Source organism: Hydrogenophaga sp. (assembly GCF_025699295.1).
Taxonomy (GTDB): domain Bacteria; phylum Pseudomonadota; class Gammaproteobacteria; order Burkholderiales; family Burkholderiaceae_C; genus Hydrogenophaga.
Genome location: NZ_JAILWB010000005.1, coordinates 40,171 through 57,272, shown reverse-complemented (window position 1 = coordinate 57,272; position 17,102 = coordinate 40,171). Strand labels below are relative to the sequence as shown.

Here is a 17,102-nt window from a genome sequence, read left to right as displayed (position 1 = left end):
CCGCAGGGCGAAGGTACCCCGGTGAGCGCCCTCGCAGCCGTGTCGGTGGTGGGCGCGGGCAATATGGGTGGCGCCATGGTCGAGCGCCTGCGCGAGGGCGGCTGGCCGGTGACGGTGTGTGACATCGATTCCGGGCGCCAGCAGCAGGCCAGCGCCGCCGGCGCGGCGCTCGCAGGAACCCCGCTGGCCGCGGCGCGCGCCCTCGGCGCGAACGGCGCCCTGATCCTCGTGGTGGTGGACGCGCTGCAGTGCGACGAGGTCCTCTGGGGCGAGGGTGGCGCCGCCCCCGCGCTGCAAGCCGGTCAGGCCGTGCTGCTGTGCCCGACGATCGCACCCGAGGACGTCGAGCGGATGGCCGCGAGGCTGGCGGGGCAGGGGGTGGACTGCATCGACGCACCCATGTCCGGCGGCCCGCAGCGCGCGCGCGATGGTCGCATGAGCCTGATGGTGGCCGCGCCCGGGCCTGTGCTGGCGCGCCACGCAGGCTTGCTGGCCGCCTTGTCCGACAACGTACTGCGCGTGGGCGAACGCGTCGGCGACGGCGCCCGCACCAAGCTGGTCAACAACCTGCTGGCCGGCATCAACCTCGTTGGCGCGGCCGAGGTGCTGGCCATGGCCGAGCGCATGGGTCTGGACCTGTCGACCACACTGGACGTGATCGAGCGTTCCAGCGGCCAGAGCTGGATCGGCCTGGACCGCATGCGCCGTGCCGTGGCGGGCGATTTCGCGCCACGCGCACATCTGACCCTGCTGGAGAAGGACACCCGTCTGGCCGTGGCGGCAGGCCGCAGCGTGGGGTTTGAAGGCCCGCTGGGCGCTCATGCCGCACGCGTTTTTGTCGATGCCCATGAAGCCGGCATGGCCGGGCTGGACGACGCGGCCCTGTTCGAACTGCTGCGCCAGACGCCGCCAAGACCCTGATGCGGGCGCGTGGGCCATTGCTTCATACAATTGTCCGATGATTTCACGCGAACCCACCCTGGCCCGCCTGGCCACCGCCCAGAACCTGCTGCTCGAACCCTTCGGCCTGAGTCCGTCGCACCTGCAGCGCGCGCTGGGCGAGATCATGTCGCACGGCGTGGACGACGCCGACCTGTATTTCCAGACCACGCGCAGCGAGGGTTGGAGTCTGGAGGAAGGCATCGTCAAGACGGGCAGCTTCAGCATCGACCAGGGCGTGGGCGTGCGCGCGGTCAGTGGCGAGAAGACAGCATTTGCCTACTCCGACGACCTGTCCTGGGATTCGCTGCTCGACGCGGCCCACACCGTGCGTTCGATTTCCGCGCAGGGCCAGGGCCGCAAGGTGCGCGTGCCGACCGTCAAGGTGCCGAAGTCGCGCTCGCTCTACCCCGGCCTGGACCCGATCGCCACGCTCGACAGCACGGCCAAGGTGGCGCTGCTGGAGAAGGTGGAGCGCATGGCCAAGGCCAGGGACCCGCGGGTCAAGCAGGTCATGGCCGGCCTGGCCGCCGAACACGACGTGGTGCTGGTGGCGCGTGCCGATGGCACCCTGGCCGCCGACGTGCGCCCGTTGATCCGTCTGTCGGTGACGGTGATCGCCGAGCAGGCCGGGCGCAGGGAATCCGGCTCCTCGGGCGGTGGTGGCCGTTTCGGCCTGGCGTATTTCGACGATGCCATGGTGCAGTCCTATGTGGACGAGGCCGTGTCGTACGCGCTGACCAACCTCGACGCCCGTCCCGCACCGGCTGGCGAGATGGTGGTGGTGCTGGGCTCGGGCTGGCCCGGCATCCTGCTGCACGAAGCCGTGGGCCATGGCCTGGAGGGCGACTTCAACCGCAAGGGCTCCAGTGCCTTCGCCGGCCGCATCGGCCAGCGCGTGGCCGCCAAGGGAGTGACCGTGCTCGACGACGGCACGATCGCTGACCGCCGTGGCTCGCTCAACGTGGACGACGAGGGCCACACCTCGCAGAAGAACGTGCTGATCGAGGACGGCATCCTGCGTGGCTACATCCAGGACGCGATGAACGCGCGCCTGATGGGCGTCAAGCCCACCGGCAACGGCCGGCGCGAGAGCTACGCCCATGTGCCCATGCCGCGCATGACCAACACCTACATGCTGGGGGGCGACAAGGCACCCGAAGAAATCGTGGCCAGCATCAGGAAGGGCCTGTACGCCACCAACTTCGGCGGTGGCCAGGTCGACATCACCAGCGGCAAGTTCGTGTTTTCTGCCAGCCAGGCCTACTGGGTGGAGAACGGCCAGATCCAGTACCCGGTGAAGGGTGCCACGCTGGTGGGCAACGGCCCCGATGCGCTGACCCGCGTGAGCATGATCGGCAACGACATGAAGCTCGACAGCGGCGTGGGCACCTGTGGCAAGGAAGGCCAGAGCGTGCCGGTGGGCGTGGGCCAGCCGACGCTGCGCATCGATGGCCTGACCGTCGGCGGCACTGCCTGATCGTCGTTTTCGTTTGCCTGTGCTACATTCCGCTTCCATGTCTTCGCGCTTCGCCTTTTTTGCCTTTTATTTCTGGTTCTCAGTCCCCGGCGGACGAGAGGCGAGGCTGTAAGCGCATCACCGAATCTCGATCAAACCGCCGGAGCTCCAAGCCCGGCGGTTTTTTTTCGCCCTTCCACTTTTCCACGCAACCCCACTCAGGAGCCCTGTGATGACCGCCAAGAATGCCCCCTCCAGCAGCGATGCCTGGCATGCCCGTCCAGTCGACAAGACCAGCCAGACCGACGACGAACGCATCAAGGACATCACCGTGCTGCCGCCTCCTGAACACCTGATCCGCTTCTTCCCCATCGGCGGCACGCCCGTGGAGACCCTCATCAGTCGCACGCGAAAGCGCATCCACGACATCCTGCATGGCAAGGACGACCGCCTGCTGGTGGTGATCGGACCCTGCTCCATCCACGACCCGGTGGCCGCGGTGGACTACGCGCGCCGTCTCAAGCCACTGCGCGAGAAGTACGCCGACACGCTGGAGGTCGTGATGCGTGTCTATTTCGAAAAGCCGCGCACCACGGTGGGATGGAAGGGCCTGATCAACGATCCCTACCTGGACGAGAGCTACCGCATCGACGAGGGTCTGCGCATCGCGCGCCAGTTGCTGATCGAGATCAATCGCCTGGGCCTGCCGGCCGGCAGCGAATTCCTGGACGTGATCTCGCCGCAGTACATCGGCGACCTCATCGCCTGGGGTGCGATCGGCGCGCGCACCACCGAAAGCCAGGTGCACCGCGAGCTCGCCTCGGGCCTGTCGGCCCCGATCGGCTTCAAGAACGGCACGGATGGCAACATCAAGATCGCGACCGATGCCATCCAGGCCGCCTCGCGTGGCCACCACTTCCTGTCGGTGCACAAGAATGGCCAGGTTGCAATCGTGCAGACCAATGGCAACAAGGATTGCCACGTCATCCTGCGCGGCGGCAAGGCGCCCAACTACGACGCCGCCAGCGTGGCTGCGTCGGTGAAGGAACTCGAGGCCGCAAAGCTGGCGCCGCGCCTGATGGTGGACTGCAGCCACGCCAACAGCAGCAAGCAGCACGAGAAGCAGCTCGATGTGGCGCGCGACATCGGGGCGCAGATCGCTGGTGGCTCGCGCAGCATCTTCGGCGTGATGATCGAGAGCCACATCGAGGCCGGCGCGCAGAAGTTCTCCCCCGGCAAGGACGCGGTGGGCGGTCTCAAGTACGGCCAGAGCATTACCGACGCCTGCCTCGGCTGGAGCGATTCGCTGCAGGCGCTGGAGGTTCTTTCGGGGGCGGTGCTGTCCGCGCGCCGCGCGCGGGCCTGACCGCCCCGGGCTTTCACGGGGTGGATCGCGCCCGGGGCACAGGCCACAATGGCGCGACCGAACAGGAGAATCACGCATGCGCAGCCAAGTCACCGTGAGCTGGGGCGATCCCGCCACCTACCGCTTTGATCTCGAAGAGGTGCAGCCCATGCCGCACGACCTGGCCCGCCACTGGCTCGACGAGCAGTTCACCTTCCTGGGCTGCGAGCCCATCCGGCCCACCGGCAAGGTGCTCACGGCCGACAAGATCCTCTGCGTGGCGGAAGCGGCGGGGGAGGGTCGCTTTCGCGATGCGGCGCACCGCCCCTGGGCCATGGCATTCGCGCGCGCCGCGAGCGCGGCCCTGGCCAAGCCGGTGGTGTCGGTGGACGTGCCGAAGCAGTCCCTGACGTATTGACCGTCAGGCGGCAAGCGCTTTCAACAGGCGCTCGTGCACGCCACCGAAGCCGCCATTGCTCATGCAGACGATGTGGTCGCCGGGCTGGGCGGCGGCCGTCACCTGCGCCACCACTTCGTCGATGGTGCGACTCACCTGCGCGCGCGCACCCATGGGCACCAGCGCCTCGGCTGCGTTCCAGTCCAGCCCGCCGGTGTGGCAGAAGGCGAGGTCCGCGGCCTCCAGGCTCCAGGGCAGTTGTGACTTCATGGTCCCCAGCTTCATGGTGTTGCTGCGGGGCTCGAACACCGCCAGGATGCGCCCGCGCGGGCTCCCAAGCCGGCGCTGCAGGCCGTCAAGCGTGGTGCGGATGGCGGTGGGGTGATGGGCGAAATCGTCGTAGACGGTGATGTCGCCGCCTGCGCGCACCACGGTGCCGCGCACTTCCATGCGGCGCCGCACGTTTTCGAAGGCCCCCAGCGCTCGAGCTGCGTCGGTCGGCGCCACGCCCACGTGCTCGGCAGCCGCAATGGCCGCCAGAGCGTTCAGCTGATTGTGCACGCCTGTGAGTGCCCACTCCACGCGGCCGACTGGCTGGCCTTGGTGCAGCACGTCGAAGGCATGCGGCTCACCGTGCGCGGTGAAATCGCTCACGGCGGCGCCGAAACTGCGCAGCTCGCTCCACAGGCCCTTGTGCAGCACACGCTCCAGGCTTTCTTCCAGCCCGTTGACGACGACGCGGCCGTTGCCGGGCACGGTGCGGACCAGGTGGTGGAACTGGCGCTCGATCGCAGCCAGGTTGTCGAAGATGTCGGCATGGTCGAACTCGAGGTTGTTCAGGATCGCCGTGCGCGGCCGGTAGTGCACGAACTTGCTGCGCTTGTCGAAGAAGGCGGTGTCGTATTCGTCCGCTTCAATGGTGAATGGGTTGCCCTGACCCAGACGGGCTGAAATGCCGAAGTTCATGGGCACGCCGCCGATGAGAAAACCGGGTTGCAGGCCGTTCGCCTCCAGGATCCAGGTCAGCATGCCGGTGGTCGTCGTTTTGCCGTGGGTGCCGGCGACCGCCAGTACGTGTCGGCCCTGCAGCACGTGTTCGGCCAGCCACTGCGGACCGCTGGTGTAGGCCGCGCCGTTGTCCATGATGGCTTCCATCAGCGCGAACTTCGGCGTGCCATCCGCCGCCCGGGCCCGGCTCACCACGTTGCCGACCACGAACATGTCGGGCTTGAGGGCCAACTGGTCGGCATCGAAGCCTTCGATGAGCTCGATGCCGAGCGCGCGGAGCTGGTCGCTCATGGGCGGGTAGACGCCGGCATCGCAACCGGTCACGCGATGGCCTGCCTCGCGGGCCAGCGCGGCCAGGCCGCCCATGAAGGTGCCGCAAATACCCAGAATATGTATGTGCATCCCGGGATTCTAGGGGGCGCACCCGTGGCGCCTGCGGGTATGGGCGGTGCGACGCTCGCGGTACCCGTTCGGCAGGCACAATCCCCTGCATGGATGCGAGCCGAGACGAGATCACCCTGGAAATCGCCGCCGTGGCCGCCCGCCTGGTGGTCGAGGATGGCCTGGAATACGCGGCGGCCAAGCGCCGCGCCGTGAAACAGATGGGACTGCCGGCGCGCACGCCGCTGCCCGACAACGCGGTGCTCGATGCGGCGGTGCGGGAAGACATCGCGGTGTTCTGTCCGGAGTCCCAGGCCGTCGAGCTGCGTGCGCTGCGAGAACTCGCACTGGTGTGGATGGAGCGCCTGCAGTCCTTTCGCCCGTATCTGGGGGGCGCGGTCTGGCATGGGACCGCCACGCGCCACAGCGACATCTATCTGCAGCTTTTCTGTGACGACCCCAAGGCGCCCGAATGGACCTTGCTCGACCACCGCGTGGAGTACCACCCCGGTACCGTCAACGGATGGCGTGGCGAACCGGTGGAGGCGCTGACTTTGCGTACCCGCTGCGAATCATTGGGCCAGTGGGTACTGGTGCACCTCATGGTGCACGGGCATGATGACCTGCGCGGGGCGCTCAAGCCTGATGCGCAGGGGCGCAAGCCGCGTGGTGATGCGCCCGCGCTGCGCCAGCTCATGGCTGTGCCCGGCAAGGAGCACGCATGATGCCGCGGCGCCGTACCGTCGCGATGGCGGGCGTGGCACTGGCTGCAGCGGCCGCGGGCGGTTTTCTGTCCTGGCGTCGGCTGCAGCCGCAAGCGGTGCGTTCCGAGGCGCAGGCCGCGTTCTGGGCCGGGGCTTACGAAGGTCCCCACGGCGAGGCCGTGCGCCTGGCCGATTTCCATGGCCGTCCCTTGCTGGTCAACTTCTGGGCCACCTGGTGTCCCCCTTGCGTGGAAGAGCTGCCTTTGCTCAATGCCTTTCATCAGGCTCACAGGACCCGGGGTTGGCAGGTGCTGGGGCTGGCGGTCGACCAGGCCAGCGCCGTGCGCGGCTTCATGCAGAAGCTGCCGCTGAATTTTCCAGTCGCCATGGCCGGCTTCGCCGGGACCGAGATCAGCCGCAGTCTGGGCAACGTCACCGGAGCCCTGCCCTTCAGCGTGGTCTTCGGTGCGTCGGGCGAGCTGTTGCACCGGAAGATCGGCAAACTGTCCGAGGCCGATCTGGCCCAGTGGGCAGCTTTGGCCTGACAACGCTCGCCTTTCGTCAAGCCACCGCAAGCCGCTGCCAAAAAGGGGTAAATTCCCCACTTCTCTCAAAAATGTACCCGGCACCGCTCGGCCGCAGGCGGTTGTCAGTCTCGTTTCACCGGGGGCCTCGAGACCGGCCCGATCGTGTACACTGCGGCACCCCGGCGGGTTGACGTGACTTCATTTCGGTGAAGTTGAATGCTTTTAGATCAACTTGGCCGAAATTCGTTGGAGAAACCATGGATCTAAGAAAACTGAAGACACTGATCGACCTGGTGTCCGAGTCGAACGTGTCCGAGCTGGAAATCACCGAAGCCGAAGGCAAGGTGCGCATCGTCAAGAGTGCACCCGTGGTGGCTGCCGCCCCCGTCACCTACAGCATGGCGCCTGCACCCGTCACACCGTCGGTTGTGCCGGCGGTGGAAGTTGCTCCAGCACCCGTGGCGGCACCGACGCCCGCCGCACCGGTGGGCCACATGGTGAAGTCGCCCATGGTCGGTACGTTCTACCGCGCGTCGAGCCCCGGGGCCAAGCCCTTCGTGGAAGTGGGCGACACCATCAAGGAAGGCGAGACCATCTGCATCGTCGAAGCGATGAAGATCCTCAACGAGATCGAGGCCGACAAGTCCGGTACCGTGACCCAGATCCTGGTGGAAAACGGCCAGGCCGTGGAATACGGCCAGCCTTTGTACGTGATCGAATAAAGAAGACCCCGAGCCCATGTTCAAGAAAATCCTGATCGCCAACCGGGGAGAGATCGCGCTGCGCATCCAGCGTGCCTGCCGGGAAATGGGCATCAAGGCGGTGATGGTGTATTCCGAGGCGGACCGCGACGCCAAGTACGTGCGCCTGGCCGACGAGGCCGTCTGCATCGGCCCGGCATCGAGCACGCACAGCTACCTCAACATGCCGGCCATCATCTCGGCGGCCGAGGTGACCGACGCGGAGGCCATCCACCCGGGCTACGGTTTCCTCTCGGAAAACGCCGACTTTGCCGAGCGCGTCGAAAGGAGCGGCTTCACCTTCATCGGTCCCACGCCCGATTCGATCCGCACCATGGGCGACAAGGTGTCGGCCAAGCAGGCCATGATCCGCGCGGGCGTGCCCTGCGTGCCAGGCTCCGAAGGTGCGCTGCCCGATGACCCGGTGATCATCAAGCGCACGGCCAAGGCGGTGGGCTATCCGGTGATCATCAAGGCCGCCGGCGGCGGTGGCGGGCGCGGCATGCGCGTGGTGCACACCGAGGCGGCGTTGCTGCATGCGGTGCAGACCACCAAGGCGGAAGCCGGCGCGGCATTCGGCAATCCCGAGGTGTACATGGAGAAGTTTCTCCAGAACCCCCGGCACATCGAAATCCAGATCCTGGCCGACCAGCACCGCAACGCGGTCTACCTGGGTGAACGCGACTGCTCGATGCAGCGCCGCCACCAGAAGGTGATTGAGGAAGCCCCGGCTCCGGGCATTCCGCGCCGCCTGATCGAGAAGATCGGCGAACGCTGTGCGGCGGCCTGCAAGAAGATTGGCTACCGCGGCGCGGGCACCTTCGAGTTCCTGTTCGAAAACGGCGAGTTCTATTTCATCGAGATGAACACGCGCGTGCAGGTGGAACACCCGGTGACCGAATGGATCACGGGCATCGACATCGTGCGCACGCAGATTGCCGTGGCCGCGGGCGAGAAGCTGCCGTTCACGCAGCGCCAGATTCAGTTGCGCGGCCATGCCATCGAATGCCGCATCAACGCCGAGGACGCCTACAAGTTCACCCCGTCGCCGGGTCGCATCACGACCTGGCATGCGCCGGGTGGGCCCGGTGTGCGGGTCGATTCGCACGCCTACGCCAACTACTTCGTACCGCCCAACTACGATTCGATGATCGGCAAGATCATCGTGCACGGCGACACGCGCGAACAGGCGCTGGCGCGCATGCGCACGGCGCTGGCCGAGACGGTGATCGAAGGCATCAAGACCAACGTGCCGCTGCACCGCGAGCTGATGGTGGACGCGAGCTTTGTCGCCGGCGGCACCAACATCCACTATCTGGAAGAGTGGTTGTCTCAACGTGAACGCTGACGCATCCGCGCCGACCCAGCCACCTGCGGGGTCTCTGTTCGAGCTGGTGCTGCTGGCGCCGGAGGCGGCGGTGGACGACGTGAGCGATGCCATGGTGGCGCTGGATGCGCTCAGTGTGTCAGTGGAGGACGCCGACGCGATGACCGATGCCGAGTCGGCGCTGTTTGGCGAACCCGGCATGCCACCCCCGAAAGAAGGCTGGCAACGCTCCCGCGTGGTCGCCCTGTTTCCCACCGATGCGGCGGCACGCAGTGCAGCGCGTCTGTTGCAGGCGCAGGATTTTTTTGAAGGCTGTGCAGTGCAGGGCGTGCGCGCTGTGCCCGATCAGGACTGGGTGCGCCTGACACAGTCGCAGTTCGAACCGGTCGAGATCACACCCAGCTTCTGGATCGTGCCAACCTGGCACGAGCCACCCGCGGCGGCACGCGAGGTCATCCGCCTCGACCCCGGTCTGGCCTTCGGCACCGGCACTCATCCGACCACGCGCATGTGCCTGCGCTGGACCGCGCGGCATGCGCCCGTGGGGCCACGCGTGCTCGACTATGGCTGCGGCTCCGGCATCCTTGCCATTGGCGCGGCCAGGCACGGCGCGCGCGACATCGTCGCGGTCGACATCGATCCGGCGGCGGTGGAGTCGACCCGGCTCAACGCCGAGGCCAACAATGCCCAGTTGGAGGCTGGGCTGCCCGGCCTGGCCCGGGGTGAGCATGACCTGGTGCTGGCGAACATCCTGGCCACACCGCTCAAGGTGCTTGCGCCCCTGCTGTGTGCCCACGTGCGCTCCGGCGGACAGCTGGTGCTCGCGGGCATCCTGGCGCGCCAGGCCGATGAGCTGATCGAGGCCTATGCACCGTGGGTCGCGTTGCAGGTCAGCGACGAAGAAGACGGCTGGATTCTGATGACCGCCGTCAAGGCCTGAGGTCCGGTGCGGCGCCCGCGATAATCGGCGCATGAGTTTCACCACACGTTGCCCCGCATGCGGAACGATGTTCAGGGTCGTCGCCGACCAGCTGAAGATATCCGAAGGCTGGGTGCGCTGTGGTCATTGCGCCGACGTGTTCGACGCCACGTTGTACCTCCAGCCCTGGATACCGCCGGGCTCCGAGAGCACGCCCGAGGAATTTGTCGAGGCCGCGCCCGAACCCGAACCCGAGGAGCGTGCCGAACCGGAACTTGCACCACCTGACGAGGCTCAGGACGCCGTGCTGGCAGGTCTGCCGGGCGATGAGTCCGCGCATGCCCCCGTGTGGGATGAAGACGACCCCATTGGCGAGCATGCAGTCGAAACCTTGCCGCCACCTGAGGGCGCGGATGCGATCGAGCTGGCGGGACCTCCCGATGCCGAAGAGTCTGACTTTCAGACCGAGCTGGAGCGGTTTGCCGCCGGCCTGGGTCGCTTGAGCGCGGCGGGCACCGGAGCCGTCGTGAGCAGCAGCGAAGTCGTCGCGGCCGAGGCCGGCGTCATTCCCGAAGCACCCGCCCCACAAGACATCGTTTCCCCTGGCCTGGTGGACAGCGAGCTGGATTTGCCCATCACTGAGCCCGGTTTTGTGCGGCAGGCCCGCCGCAAGGCCTTCTGGCAGTCACCGGGCATGCGGATCGGACTGTCGCTGTGTGTGCTGGTGCTGGCGGCGCTGCTGGCGGCGCAATGGGCTTTGCAGGAGCGCGACCGGCTGGCCGCGTGGCGACCCGACCTGCAACCGCTGCTGGTGCAGGCATGCGAGCACCTGGGCTGCACCGTGAAGCCGGTGCGTCGCATCGACGCCATCGTCATCGACAGCACGGCTCTGGTGCGCCGGCTTGGCAACTTCTATTCGTTCGATCTCGTGCTGAAGAACACCGCGTCCATGCCATTGGCGGTGCCGGCGCTGGAGCTGAGCCTCACCGACATCGGCAACCAGGTGATATCGCGCCGCGTGTTCCTGCCCTCGGAGTGGCCCGACGCACCGTCCGTGCTGCCTGCGAGTGGCACGGTCACGGTGAACTTCCGACTCTCCCTCGCCCTGGGCGACGCCACGCCCATGGCGGGCTACCGTGCCCTGGTTTTCTATCCCTGACCCTGGAATACTTCCATGCCCATTCTTGTTTGCGGTTCGCTGGCCTTCGACACCATCATGACCTTCGAGGGCCGCTTCGCCGAACAGATCCTCCCCAGCCAGTTGCACATCCTCAACGTGTCGTTCCTGGTGCCCGGCCTGCGCCGCGAATACGGCGGATGCGCGGGCAACATCGCCTACGGCCTGCGCCAGCTCGGCACCCAGGCCGTGCCCCTGGCCACGCTGGGCAATGACGGTGGCGAGTACCTGGATCGCCTGCGCGCGCTGGGCGTGGATGTGAGCCACGTGTCCTGCGTGGCCGAGAGCTACACCGCGCAAGCCATGATCATGACCGACCGCGACAACAACCAGATCACGGCGTTCCACCCGGGCGCGATGTCGATGGCGCACGACAACCCGGTGCCGCAGCGCGGCGACCTCTCGGTGGCCATCATTTCACCCGATGGCCGGGATGCCATGCTCACGCACGCGCGCCAGTTGCACGACGCCGGCGTGCCCTTCGTGTTCGATCCCGGGCAAGGTCTGCCCATGTTCAACGGCGAGGAGTTGCGCCAGTTCATCGACCTGGCCAGTTGGGTCACGCTCAACGACTACGAGGCCCGGATGCTGTGCGACCGTACCGGACTCACGCTGGACGCGATGGCGGCACAGGTGCGCGGTCTCATCGTCACACTGGGCGCCGAAGGCTGCGACGTGTGGGACGGGGCGGAGAAGGTGCGGGTCGCAGGCGTGGCTGCCACGACCGTGGTGGACCCGACCGGATGCGGCGATGCGTTTCGCGCGGCGCTGCTGCATGGCCTGGAGCAGGGTTGGCCATTGCAGCGCTGCGCCGAACTGGGCAACCGCATGGGTGCGACGAAGATCGCCAGCCGAGGCGGTCAGAACTATACGATCTGAAATGAAAAAGCCCGGCGCTTTCGCGCCGGGCTGCAGGTCATCTCAACGAGAACTTCAGGGCTTGCTGGACGTGGGGAACGGCCAGGCTGCCTGAGGGTTGAGCTTCGTCTGCGCCGCAGGTGCAGCAGGGGCCGCCGGCTTCTTGGCCGGCTCAGCTTTTTTTGCTGGGGCTGCCTTTTTCGCAGGGGCGGCCTTCTTGGCAGGCGCCTTCTTCGCAGCGGCCTTCTTCGCAGGGGCCTTCTTCGCAGCGGCCTTTTTCGCCGGCGCCTTCTTGGCAACGGCCTTCTTCGCCGGCGCCTTCTTGGCGGCAACCTTCTTCGCCGGCGCCTTCTTCGCAGCGGCCTTCTTCGCAGGGGCTTTCTTGGTCGCGACCTTCTTCACGGCGACCTTTTTCGCAGGTGCCTTCTTCTTGGCCGGAGCGGCCTTCTTCGCAGGGGCCTTCTTGGCCGCGACCTTCTTCACGGCGACCTTTTTCGCAGGTGCCTTCTTCTTGGCCGGAGCGGCCTTCTTGGCGGCGACCTTTTTCGCAGGTGCCTTCTTCTTGGCCGGAGTGGCCTTCTTCGCAGCGGCCTTCTTGGCCGGGGCTTTTTTCGCAGTTGCCATTGTTTTCTCCTTGATCAAGTTGCAAAGAGCACTTCAGCCAGCCTTGTCGCCGGTGAAGTGATTCAACACCCTGGGGTCCTGTGGATGCATCCACGGTAGGCCCCAAGGCACTGAATCCTGTGACAAGACCCAGTCATCAACGCCGGGGCGTTGTGGGCTGGGTCTTGAATGAACGAAACACATGTGATGGGTCGGTATGGGCAATGCGGCTGCTGTGGCATCAATCCCAGGAAAGTGCGCCGCCGGACTGGTATTCGATCACCCGGGTTTCGAAGAAATTGCGCTCCTTCTTGAGGTCGATCATCTCGCTCATCCAGGGGAACGGATTCTCTTCGTTCGGGAACAGGGGCTCCAGGCCGATCTGCGTGGCGCGCCGGTTGGCGATGTAGCGCAGATAGCCCTTGAACATGGAAGCATTGAGGCCGAGCACGCCGCGTGGCATGGTGTCCTCGGCATAGCGGTATTCGAGTTCGACGGCCTTGAGGAACAGTTCCTTGATCTCGGCCTTGAATTCGCTGGTCCACAGCATCGGGTTCTCCATCTTGATCGCATTGATCAGATCGATGCCGAAATTGCAGTGCATGGATTCGTCGCGCAGGATGTACTGGTACTGCTCGGCTGCGCCAGTCATCTTGTTCTGGCGACCCAGCGCCAGGATCTGCGTGAAGCCCACGTAGAAGAACAGGCCTTCCATCAGGCAGGCAAAGACGATCAGGCTCTTGAGCAGGCGCTGGTCGGTCTCTGGCGTGCCGGTGTGGAAATTCGGGTCCATGATCGCTTCAATGAAGGGAATCAGGAACTGATCCTTGTCGCGGATCGACTGGACTTCGTTGTAGGCGTTGAAGATCTCGGACTCGTCCAGACCCAGCGACTCCACGATGTACTGGTAGGCGTGCGTATGGATCGCTTCCTCGAAGGCCTGGCGCAGCAGGAACTGGCGGCACTCGGGCGCGGTGATGTGGCGGTAGGTGCCCAGCACAATGTTGTTGGCAGCCAGCGAATCGGCCGTGACGAAGAAGCCGAGGTTGCGCTTGACGATGCGGCGCTCGTCTTCGGTCAGGCCGTTGGGGTCTTTCCAGAGCGCGATGTCGCGGCTCATGTTCACTTCCTGCGGCATCCAGTGGTTGGCGCAGGTGGCGAGGTACTTTTCCCAGGCCCACTTGTACTTGAAGGGCACCAGCTGGTTGACGTCGGTCTGCGCATTGATGATGCGCTTGTCAGCCACATTGATGCGGCGCGCGGCAGGTGCTGCGGCTTGTGAGGTGGTCGCTGGGTTGATCGAAGCGGAAGAGGAAAAGTTGCGCTCACCAGACGATGAGGACAGTGCGGCTTGCAGGCCCGACGCGCCGGAGGGCAGTGGGCTGTTCGCTGGCTTCGATGAGGGCGTGATGTGTTCGTCCCAGGTCAACATAGAGGTTTCCAATGTTCGGATTATCAAAGTGTCTGCATGAAATGCAAAGTGATCAGACGCAATGCGCGCAATTTGTGTTGCGGTGTCGCATCGAATTGCATTCGATGAGCATCACAACAATTGCGATCGCGCGCACGCTGATGGACATCACTGACACGCTTCGCAACCCGGGTCGTCGATGGCGCAGAACTTGATGTCGGTCGCGGGCGCTGCATCGGACGTTGCCGAGGCCGCTGCTTCGGCTGCCGTCGGAACGGCACTTGCCGGACTGAGCGACACCGCGTTGAGCTGACCCGTGCGACCGGTGGACTTCTCGATCTGCGTCGCCGAGGTGGTGCGCAGGTAGTACGTGGTCTTGAGGCCGCGCAACCAGGCGAGCTTGTAGGTGTCGTCGAGCTTCTTGCCCGATGCGCCGGCCATGTAGATGTTCAGGCTCTGCGCCTGATCGATCCACTTCTGGCGGCGCGCCGCGGCTTCCACCAGCCACAGCGGTTCGACCTCGAACGCGGTGGCGTACAGCGCCTTGACTTCCTGCGGCACACGGTCGATCGGGCGCAGCGAACCGTCGAAGTGCTTGAGATCCATCACCATCACGTCGTCCCACAGGCCCAGGCGCTTGAGGTCCTTCACCAGGTAGCTGTTGATGACGGTGAACTCGCCGGAGAGGTTGGACTTGACCGAGAGGTTGCCGAAGCAGGGCTCGATGGACGCGTCCACGCCGATGATGTTGGAGATGGTGGCGGTGGGGGCGATGGCCACGCAGTTGGAGTTGCGCATGCCGTCGGCCGCGATCTTCTTGCGCAGCGCGTCCCAGTCCAGGCTGCTGGAGCGGTCCACGTCGACATAACCACCGCGCTCGCGCGCCAGCAGGTCCAGGGTGTCGGGCGGCAGAATGCCCTTGTCCCACAGGGAGCCGCGGTAGCTGGCGTAGCGGCCACGCTCGCGGGCGAGCTCTGTCGAGGCCCAATAGGCGTAGTAGCAGACCGCTTCCATCGAGCGGTCGGCGAAATCCACCGCGTCGGTCGACGCGTAGGGGATGCGCAGCTCGTACAGCGCGTCCTGGAAGCCCATCACGCCCAGGCCCACCGGACGGTGGCGCATGTTGGAGTCGCGCGCCTTCTTGACCGCGTAGTAGTTGATGTCGATCACGTTGTCGAGCATGCGCATGGCCGTCTTGATCGTGGCCTGCAGCTTCTCGTGATCGAGCAGTTTGGTGCCGTCGTCGCCGCGCTTGACGTGGTTGAGCAGGTTGACCGAACCCAGGTTGCACACGGCGGTTTCGGTATCGCTGGTGTTGAGCGTGATCTCGGTGCACAGGTTGGAGCTGTGGACCACGCCGGCGTGCTGCTGCGGGCTGCGCACGTTGCAGGCGTCCTTGAAGGTGATCCAGGGATGGCCGGTCTCGAACAGCATCGAGAGCATCTTGCGCCACAGGTCGCTGGCGGGCACCTTCCGGTAGGGCTTGATCTCGCCGCGCGAGGCACGCTCCTCATAGGACACGTAGGCCTTCTCGAAGTCGGCGCCGAACTTGTCGTGCAGGTCGGGCACGCTGTTGGGCGAGAACAGGCTCCACTCGCCCTTTTCCATCACGCGCTTCATGAACAGGTCGGGAATCCAGTTCGCCGTGTTCATGTCGTGGGTGCGGCGGCGGTCGTCACCGGTGTTCTTGCGCAGCTCCAGGAATTCCTCGATGTCCAGGTGCCAGGTTTCCAGGTAGGTGCAGACCGCGCCCTTGCGCTTGCCGCCCTGGTTCACCGCCACGGCGGTGTCGTTGACGACCTTGAGGAAGGGCACGACACCCTGCGATTCGCCGTTGGTGCCCTTGATGTGCGAGCCCAGGGCGCGCACGCGCGTCCAGTCGTTGCCCAGGCCACCAGCGAACTTGGAGAGCAGTGCGTTTTCCTTGATGGACTCGTAGATGCCGTCGAGGTCGTCGGGCACGGTGGTCAGGTAGCAGCTGGAGAGCTGCGAGCGCAGCGTGCCGCTGTTGAACAGCGTGGGCGTGGAGGACATGAAGTCGAACGAGGACAGCACCTCGTAGAACTCGATGGCACGGGCTTCGCGGTCGATCTCGTTGAGCGACAGGCCCATGGCCACGCGCATGAAGAAGGATTGCGGCAGCTCGATGCGGGTCTTGCGCACGTGCAGGAAGTAGCGGTCGTACAGGGTCTGCAGGCCGAGGTAGTCGAATTGCAGGTCGCGCTCGGGCTTGAGCGCGGCGCCCAGGCGGGCCAGGTCGAACTGCAGCAGCTTCTCGTCGAGCAGTTCATTGTCCACGCCCTTCTTGATGAACTGCGGGAAGTAGTCGGCATAGCGCGCGCCCATTTCCGCGGCGGGCACTTCCTCGCCCATCACTTCCTTGACGATGGTGTGCAGCAGCAGGCGCGCGGTGGCGTAGGTGTAGTCGGGGTCCTTCTCGATCAGTGTGCGAGCGGCCAGGATCGAGGCCTTGTAGACCTCTTCGATCGGCACGCCGTCGTACAGGTTGCGTTTGGTCTCGGCCACGATGGGATCGGCCTGGACGTCCTGGCCCAGACCGCTGCAGGCTGCGGCGATCAGTCCCTGCAGGCGCTGCAGATCGAGTGGCACACGCTGGCCGCCGTCGATCACGTGCAAGGTGACCTCGGCCGGCTGTGCCGCCTCTGCCTGGTGAGCGCGCTCCTGGGTGCGGCGCTCACGGTACAGCACATAGGCGCGCGCGACCTCGTGGTGTCCGCTGCGCATCAGGCCGAGTTCGACCTGATCCTGCACGTCTTCAATATGAAAGGTGCCGCCACCGGGGCGCGAGCGCATCAGGGCGCGGGCGACGTTCTGGGTCAATGCGTCGACGGTTTCGCGCACGCTGGCCGATGCCGCGCCCTGGGTGCCATGCACGGCCAGGAAGGCTTTCATCAGGGCCACGGCGATCTTGCCGGGTTCGAACGGCACCACGGCACCATTGCGTCGGATGATCTGGTAGTGCGAAAAAACCGAGCTGCTCGCGGCCAGCGGAGCCGCCGCCGGGGAACCGGCGGGGGACTTCAGCGAAGCGGCGGATGAAGGGGTGATGGGGGAAGCGGTCAGCATGGTTCCTCTTTCGTTTGTTGTGTGGTCACTGCATCGGGTGCGCGTTGTCCGGTGGCAGTGCAGGTGACGGGGGTGTCGGTGTCAGCGCAGGCCGCGGGGCGCCGACAGGCTCACCGGTCTGGCAAGGGGCCGGGTGGATCGACGCTGGGCAAGGGGATTTCCGAAACTCACGGAGCACACTATATCTGGTGTGCGGGCCCCATTCAAGCCACTACAGGTA

At 65.7% G+C, this 17,102-nt stretch carries 15 protein-coding genes; 11 read left to right on the top strand and 4 right to left on the bottom strand.

Annotation, left to right across the window (positions count from 1 at the left end):
* Positions 1-21 precede the first annotated feature (21 nt).
* The 4 genes from K5880_RS06215 to K5880_RS06200 all read left to right on the top strand — a co-directional run bounded on the left by K5880_RS06215 (position 22) and on the right by K5880_RS06200 (position 4,161).
* A complete protein-coding gene (locus tag K5880_RS06215; protein ID WP_297649894.1) occupies positions 22-921 on the top strand; it encodes an NAD(P)-dependent oxidoreductase in 900 nt (299 codons plus the stop codon).
* A gap of 37 nt (positions 922-958) precedes the next feature.
* Positions 959-2,419 (top strand): metalloprotease TldD, encoded by a 1,461-nt coding sequence (gene tldD / locus K5880_RS06210; RefSeq protein WP_297649892.1) that lies wholly within the window; start codon positions 959-961, stop codon positions 2,417-2,419.
* Positions 2,420-2,630: 211 nt separating this feature from the next.
* The gene (locus K5880_RS06205) at positions 2,631-3,764 is read left to right on the top strand and encodes a 3-deoxy-7-phosphoheptulonate synthase (protein ID WP_297649890.1); all 1,134 of its coding nucleotides are present in this window, start codon (positions 2,631-2,633) and stop codon (positions 3,762-3,764) included.
* Positions 3,765-3,840: 76 nt separating this feature from the next.
* Entirely contained in the window at positions 3,841-4,161 is a 321-nt protein-coding gene (locus K5880_RS06200) for a hypothetical protein (protein ID WP_297649888.1), read from the top strand.
* 3 nt (positions 4,162-4,164) lie between these two features.
* On the opposite strand, the gene mpl is transcribed toward K5880_RS06200, so the two are convergent.
* A complete protein-coding gene (gene mpl, locus K5880_RS06195; protein ID WP_297649886.1) occupies positions 4,165-5,550 on the bottom strand; it encodes a UDP-N-acetylmuramate:L-alanyl-gamma-D-glutamyl-meso-diaminopimelate ligase in 1,386 nt (461 codons plus the stop codon).
* 89 nt (positions 5,551-5,639) lie between these two features.
* On the opposite strand from mpl, the gene K5880_RS06190 reads away from it, so the two are divergent.
* The 7 genes from K5880_RS06190 to K5880_RS06160 all read left to right on the top strand — a co-directional run bounded on the left by K5880_RS06190 (position 5,640) and on the right by K5880_RS06160 (position 11,802).
* On the top strand, positions 5,640-6,254 hold the full coding sequence (locus tag K5880_RS06190; RefSeq protein WP_297649884.1) for a hypothetical protein: 615 nt from the start codon (positions 5,640-5,642) through the stop codon (positions 6,252-6,254).
* Complete coding sequence (locus tag K5880_RS06185) at positions 6,251-6,778, top strand: TlpA disulfide reductase family protein (protein WP_297649883.1); 528 nt, start codon at positions 6,251-6,253, stop codon at positions 6,776-6,778. The genes K5880_RS06190 and K5880_RS06185 overlap by 4 nt, the downstream gene beginning before the upstream one ends.
* Before the next feature lie 239 nt (positions 6,779-7,017).
* Positions 7,018-7,482 (top strand): acetyl-CoA carboxylase biotin carboxyl carrier protein, encoded by a 465-nt coding sequence (gene accB / locus K5880_RS06180; protein ID WP_297649881.1) that lies wholly within the window; start codon positions 7,018-7,020, stop codon positions 7,480-7,482.
* Positions 7,483-7,498: 16 nt separating this feature from the next.
* Positions 7,499-8,848, top strand: a complete 1,350-nt coding sequence (accC, locus tag K5880_RS06175; RefSeq protein WP_297649879.1) for an acetyl-CoA carboxylase biotin carboxylase subunit — start codon at positions 7,499-7,501, stop codon at positions 8,846-8,848.
* Between the two features lie 34 nt (positions 8,849-8,882).
* On the top strand, positions 8,883-9,767 hold the full coding sequence (gene prmA / locus K5880_RS06170) for a 50S ribosomal protein L11 methyltransferase (RefSeq protein WP_297650297.1): 885 nt from the start codon (positions 8,883-8,885) through the stop codon (positions 9,765-9,767).
* Positions 9,768-9,798: 31 nt separating this feature from the next.
* Entirely contained in the window at positions 9,799-10,905 is a 1,107-nt protein-coding gene (locus K5880_RS06165) for a DUF3426 domain-containing protein (protein WP_297649878.1), read from the top strand.
* A gap of 15 nt (positions 10,906-10,920) precedes the next feature.
* Positions 10,921-11,802, top strand: a complete 882-nt coding sequence (locus K5880_RS06160; RefSeq protein WP_297649876.1) for a carbohydrate kinase family protein — start codon at positions 10,921-10,923, stop codon at positions 11,800-11,802.
* 54 nt (positions 11,803-11,856) lie between these two features.
* Here K5880_RS06160 and K5880_RS06155 read toward each other — a convergent pair whose 3' ends face one another.
* The 3 genes from K5880_RS06155 to K5880_RS06145 all read right to left on the bottom strand — a co-directional run bounded on the left by K5880_RS06155 (position 11,857) and on the right by K5880_RS06145 (position 16,882).
* Positions 11,857-12,405 (bottom strand): histone H1-like DNA-binding protein, encoded by a 549-nt coding sequence (locus tag K5880_RS06155; protein WP_297649874.1) that lies wholly within the window; start codon positions 12,403-12,405, stop codon positions 11,857-11,859.
* 220 nt (positions 12,406-12,625) lie between these two features.
* Positions 12,626-13,816, bottom strand: coding sequence for a ribonucleotide-diphosphate reductase subunit beta (locus K5880_RS06150; protein ID WP_297649872.1), 1,191 nt, complete (start codon positions 13,814-13,816; stop codon positions 12,626-12,628).
* A 147-nt stretch (positions 13,817-13,963) separates the two neighbouring features.
* The gene (locus tag K5880_RS06145; protein ID WP_297649870.1) at positions 13,964-16,882 is read right to left on the bottom strand and encodes a ribonucleoside-diphosphate reductase subunit alpha; all 2,919 of its coding nucleotides are present in this window, start codon (positions 16,880-16,882) and stop codon (positions 13,964-13,966) included.
* Positions 16,883-17,102: the final 220 nt, after the last annotated feature.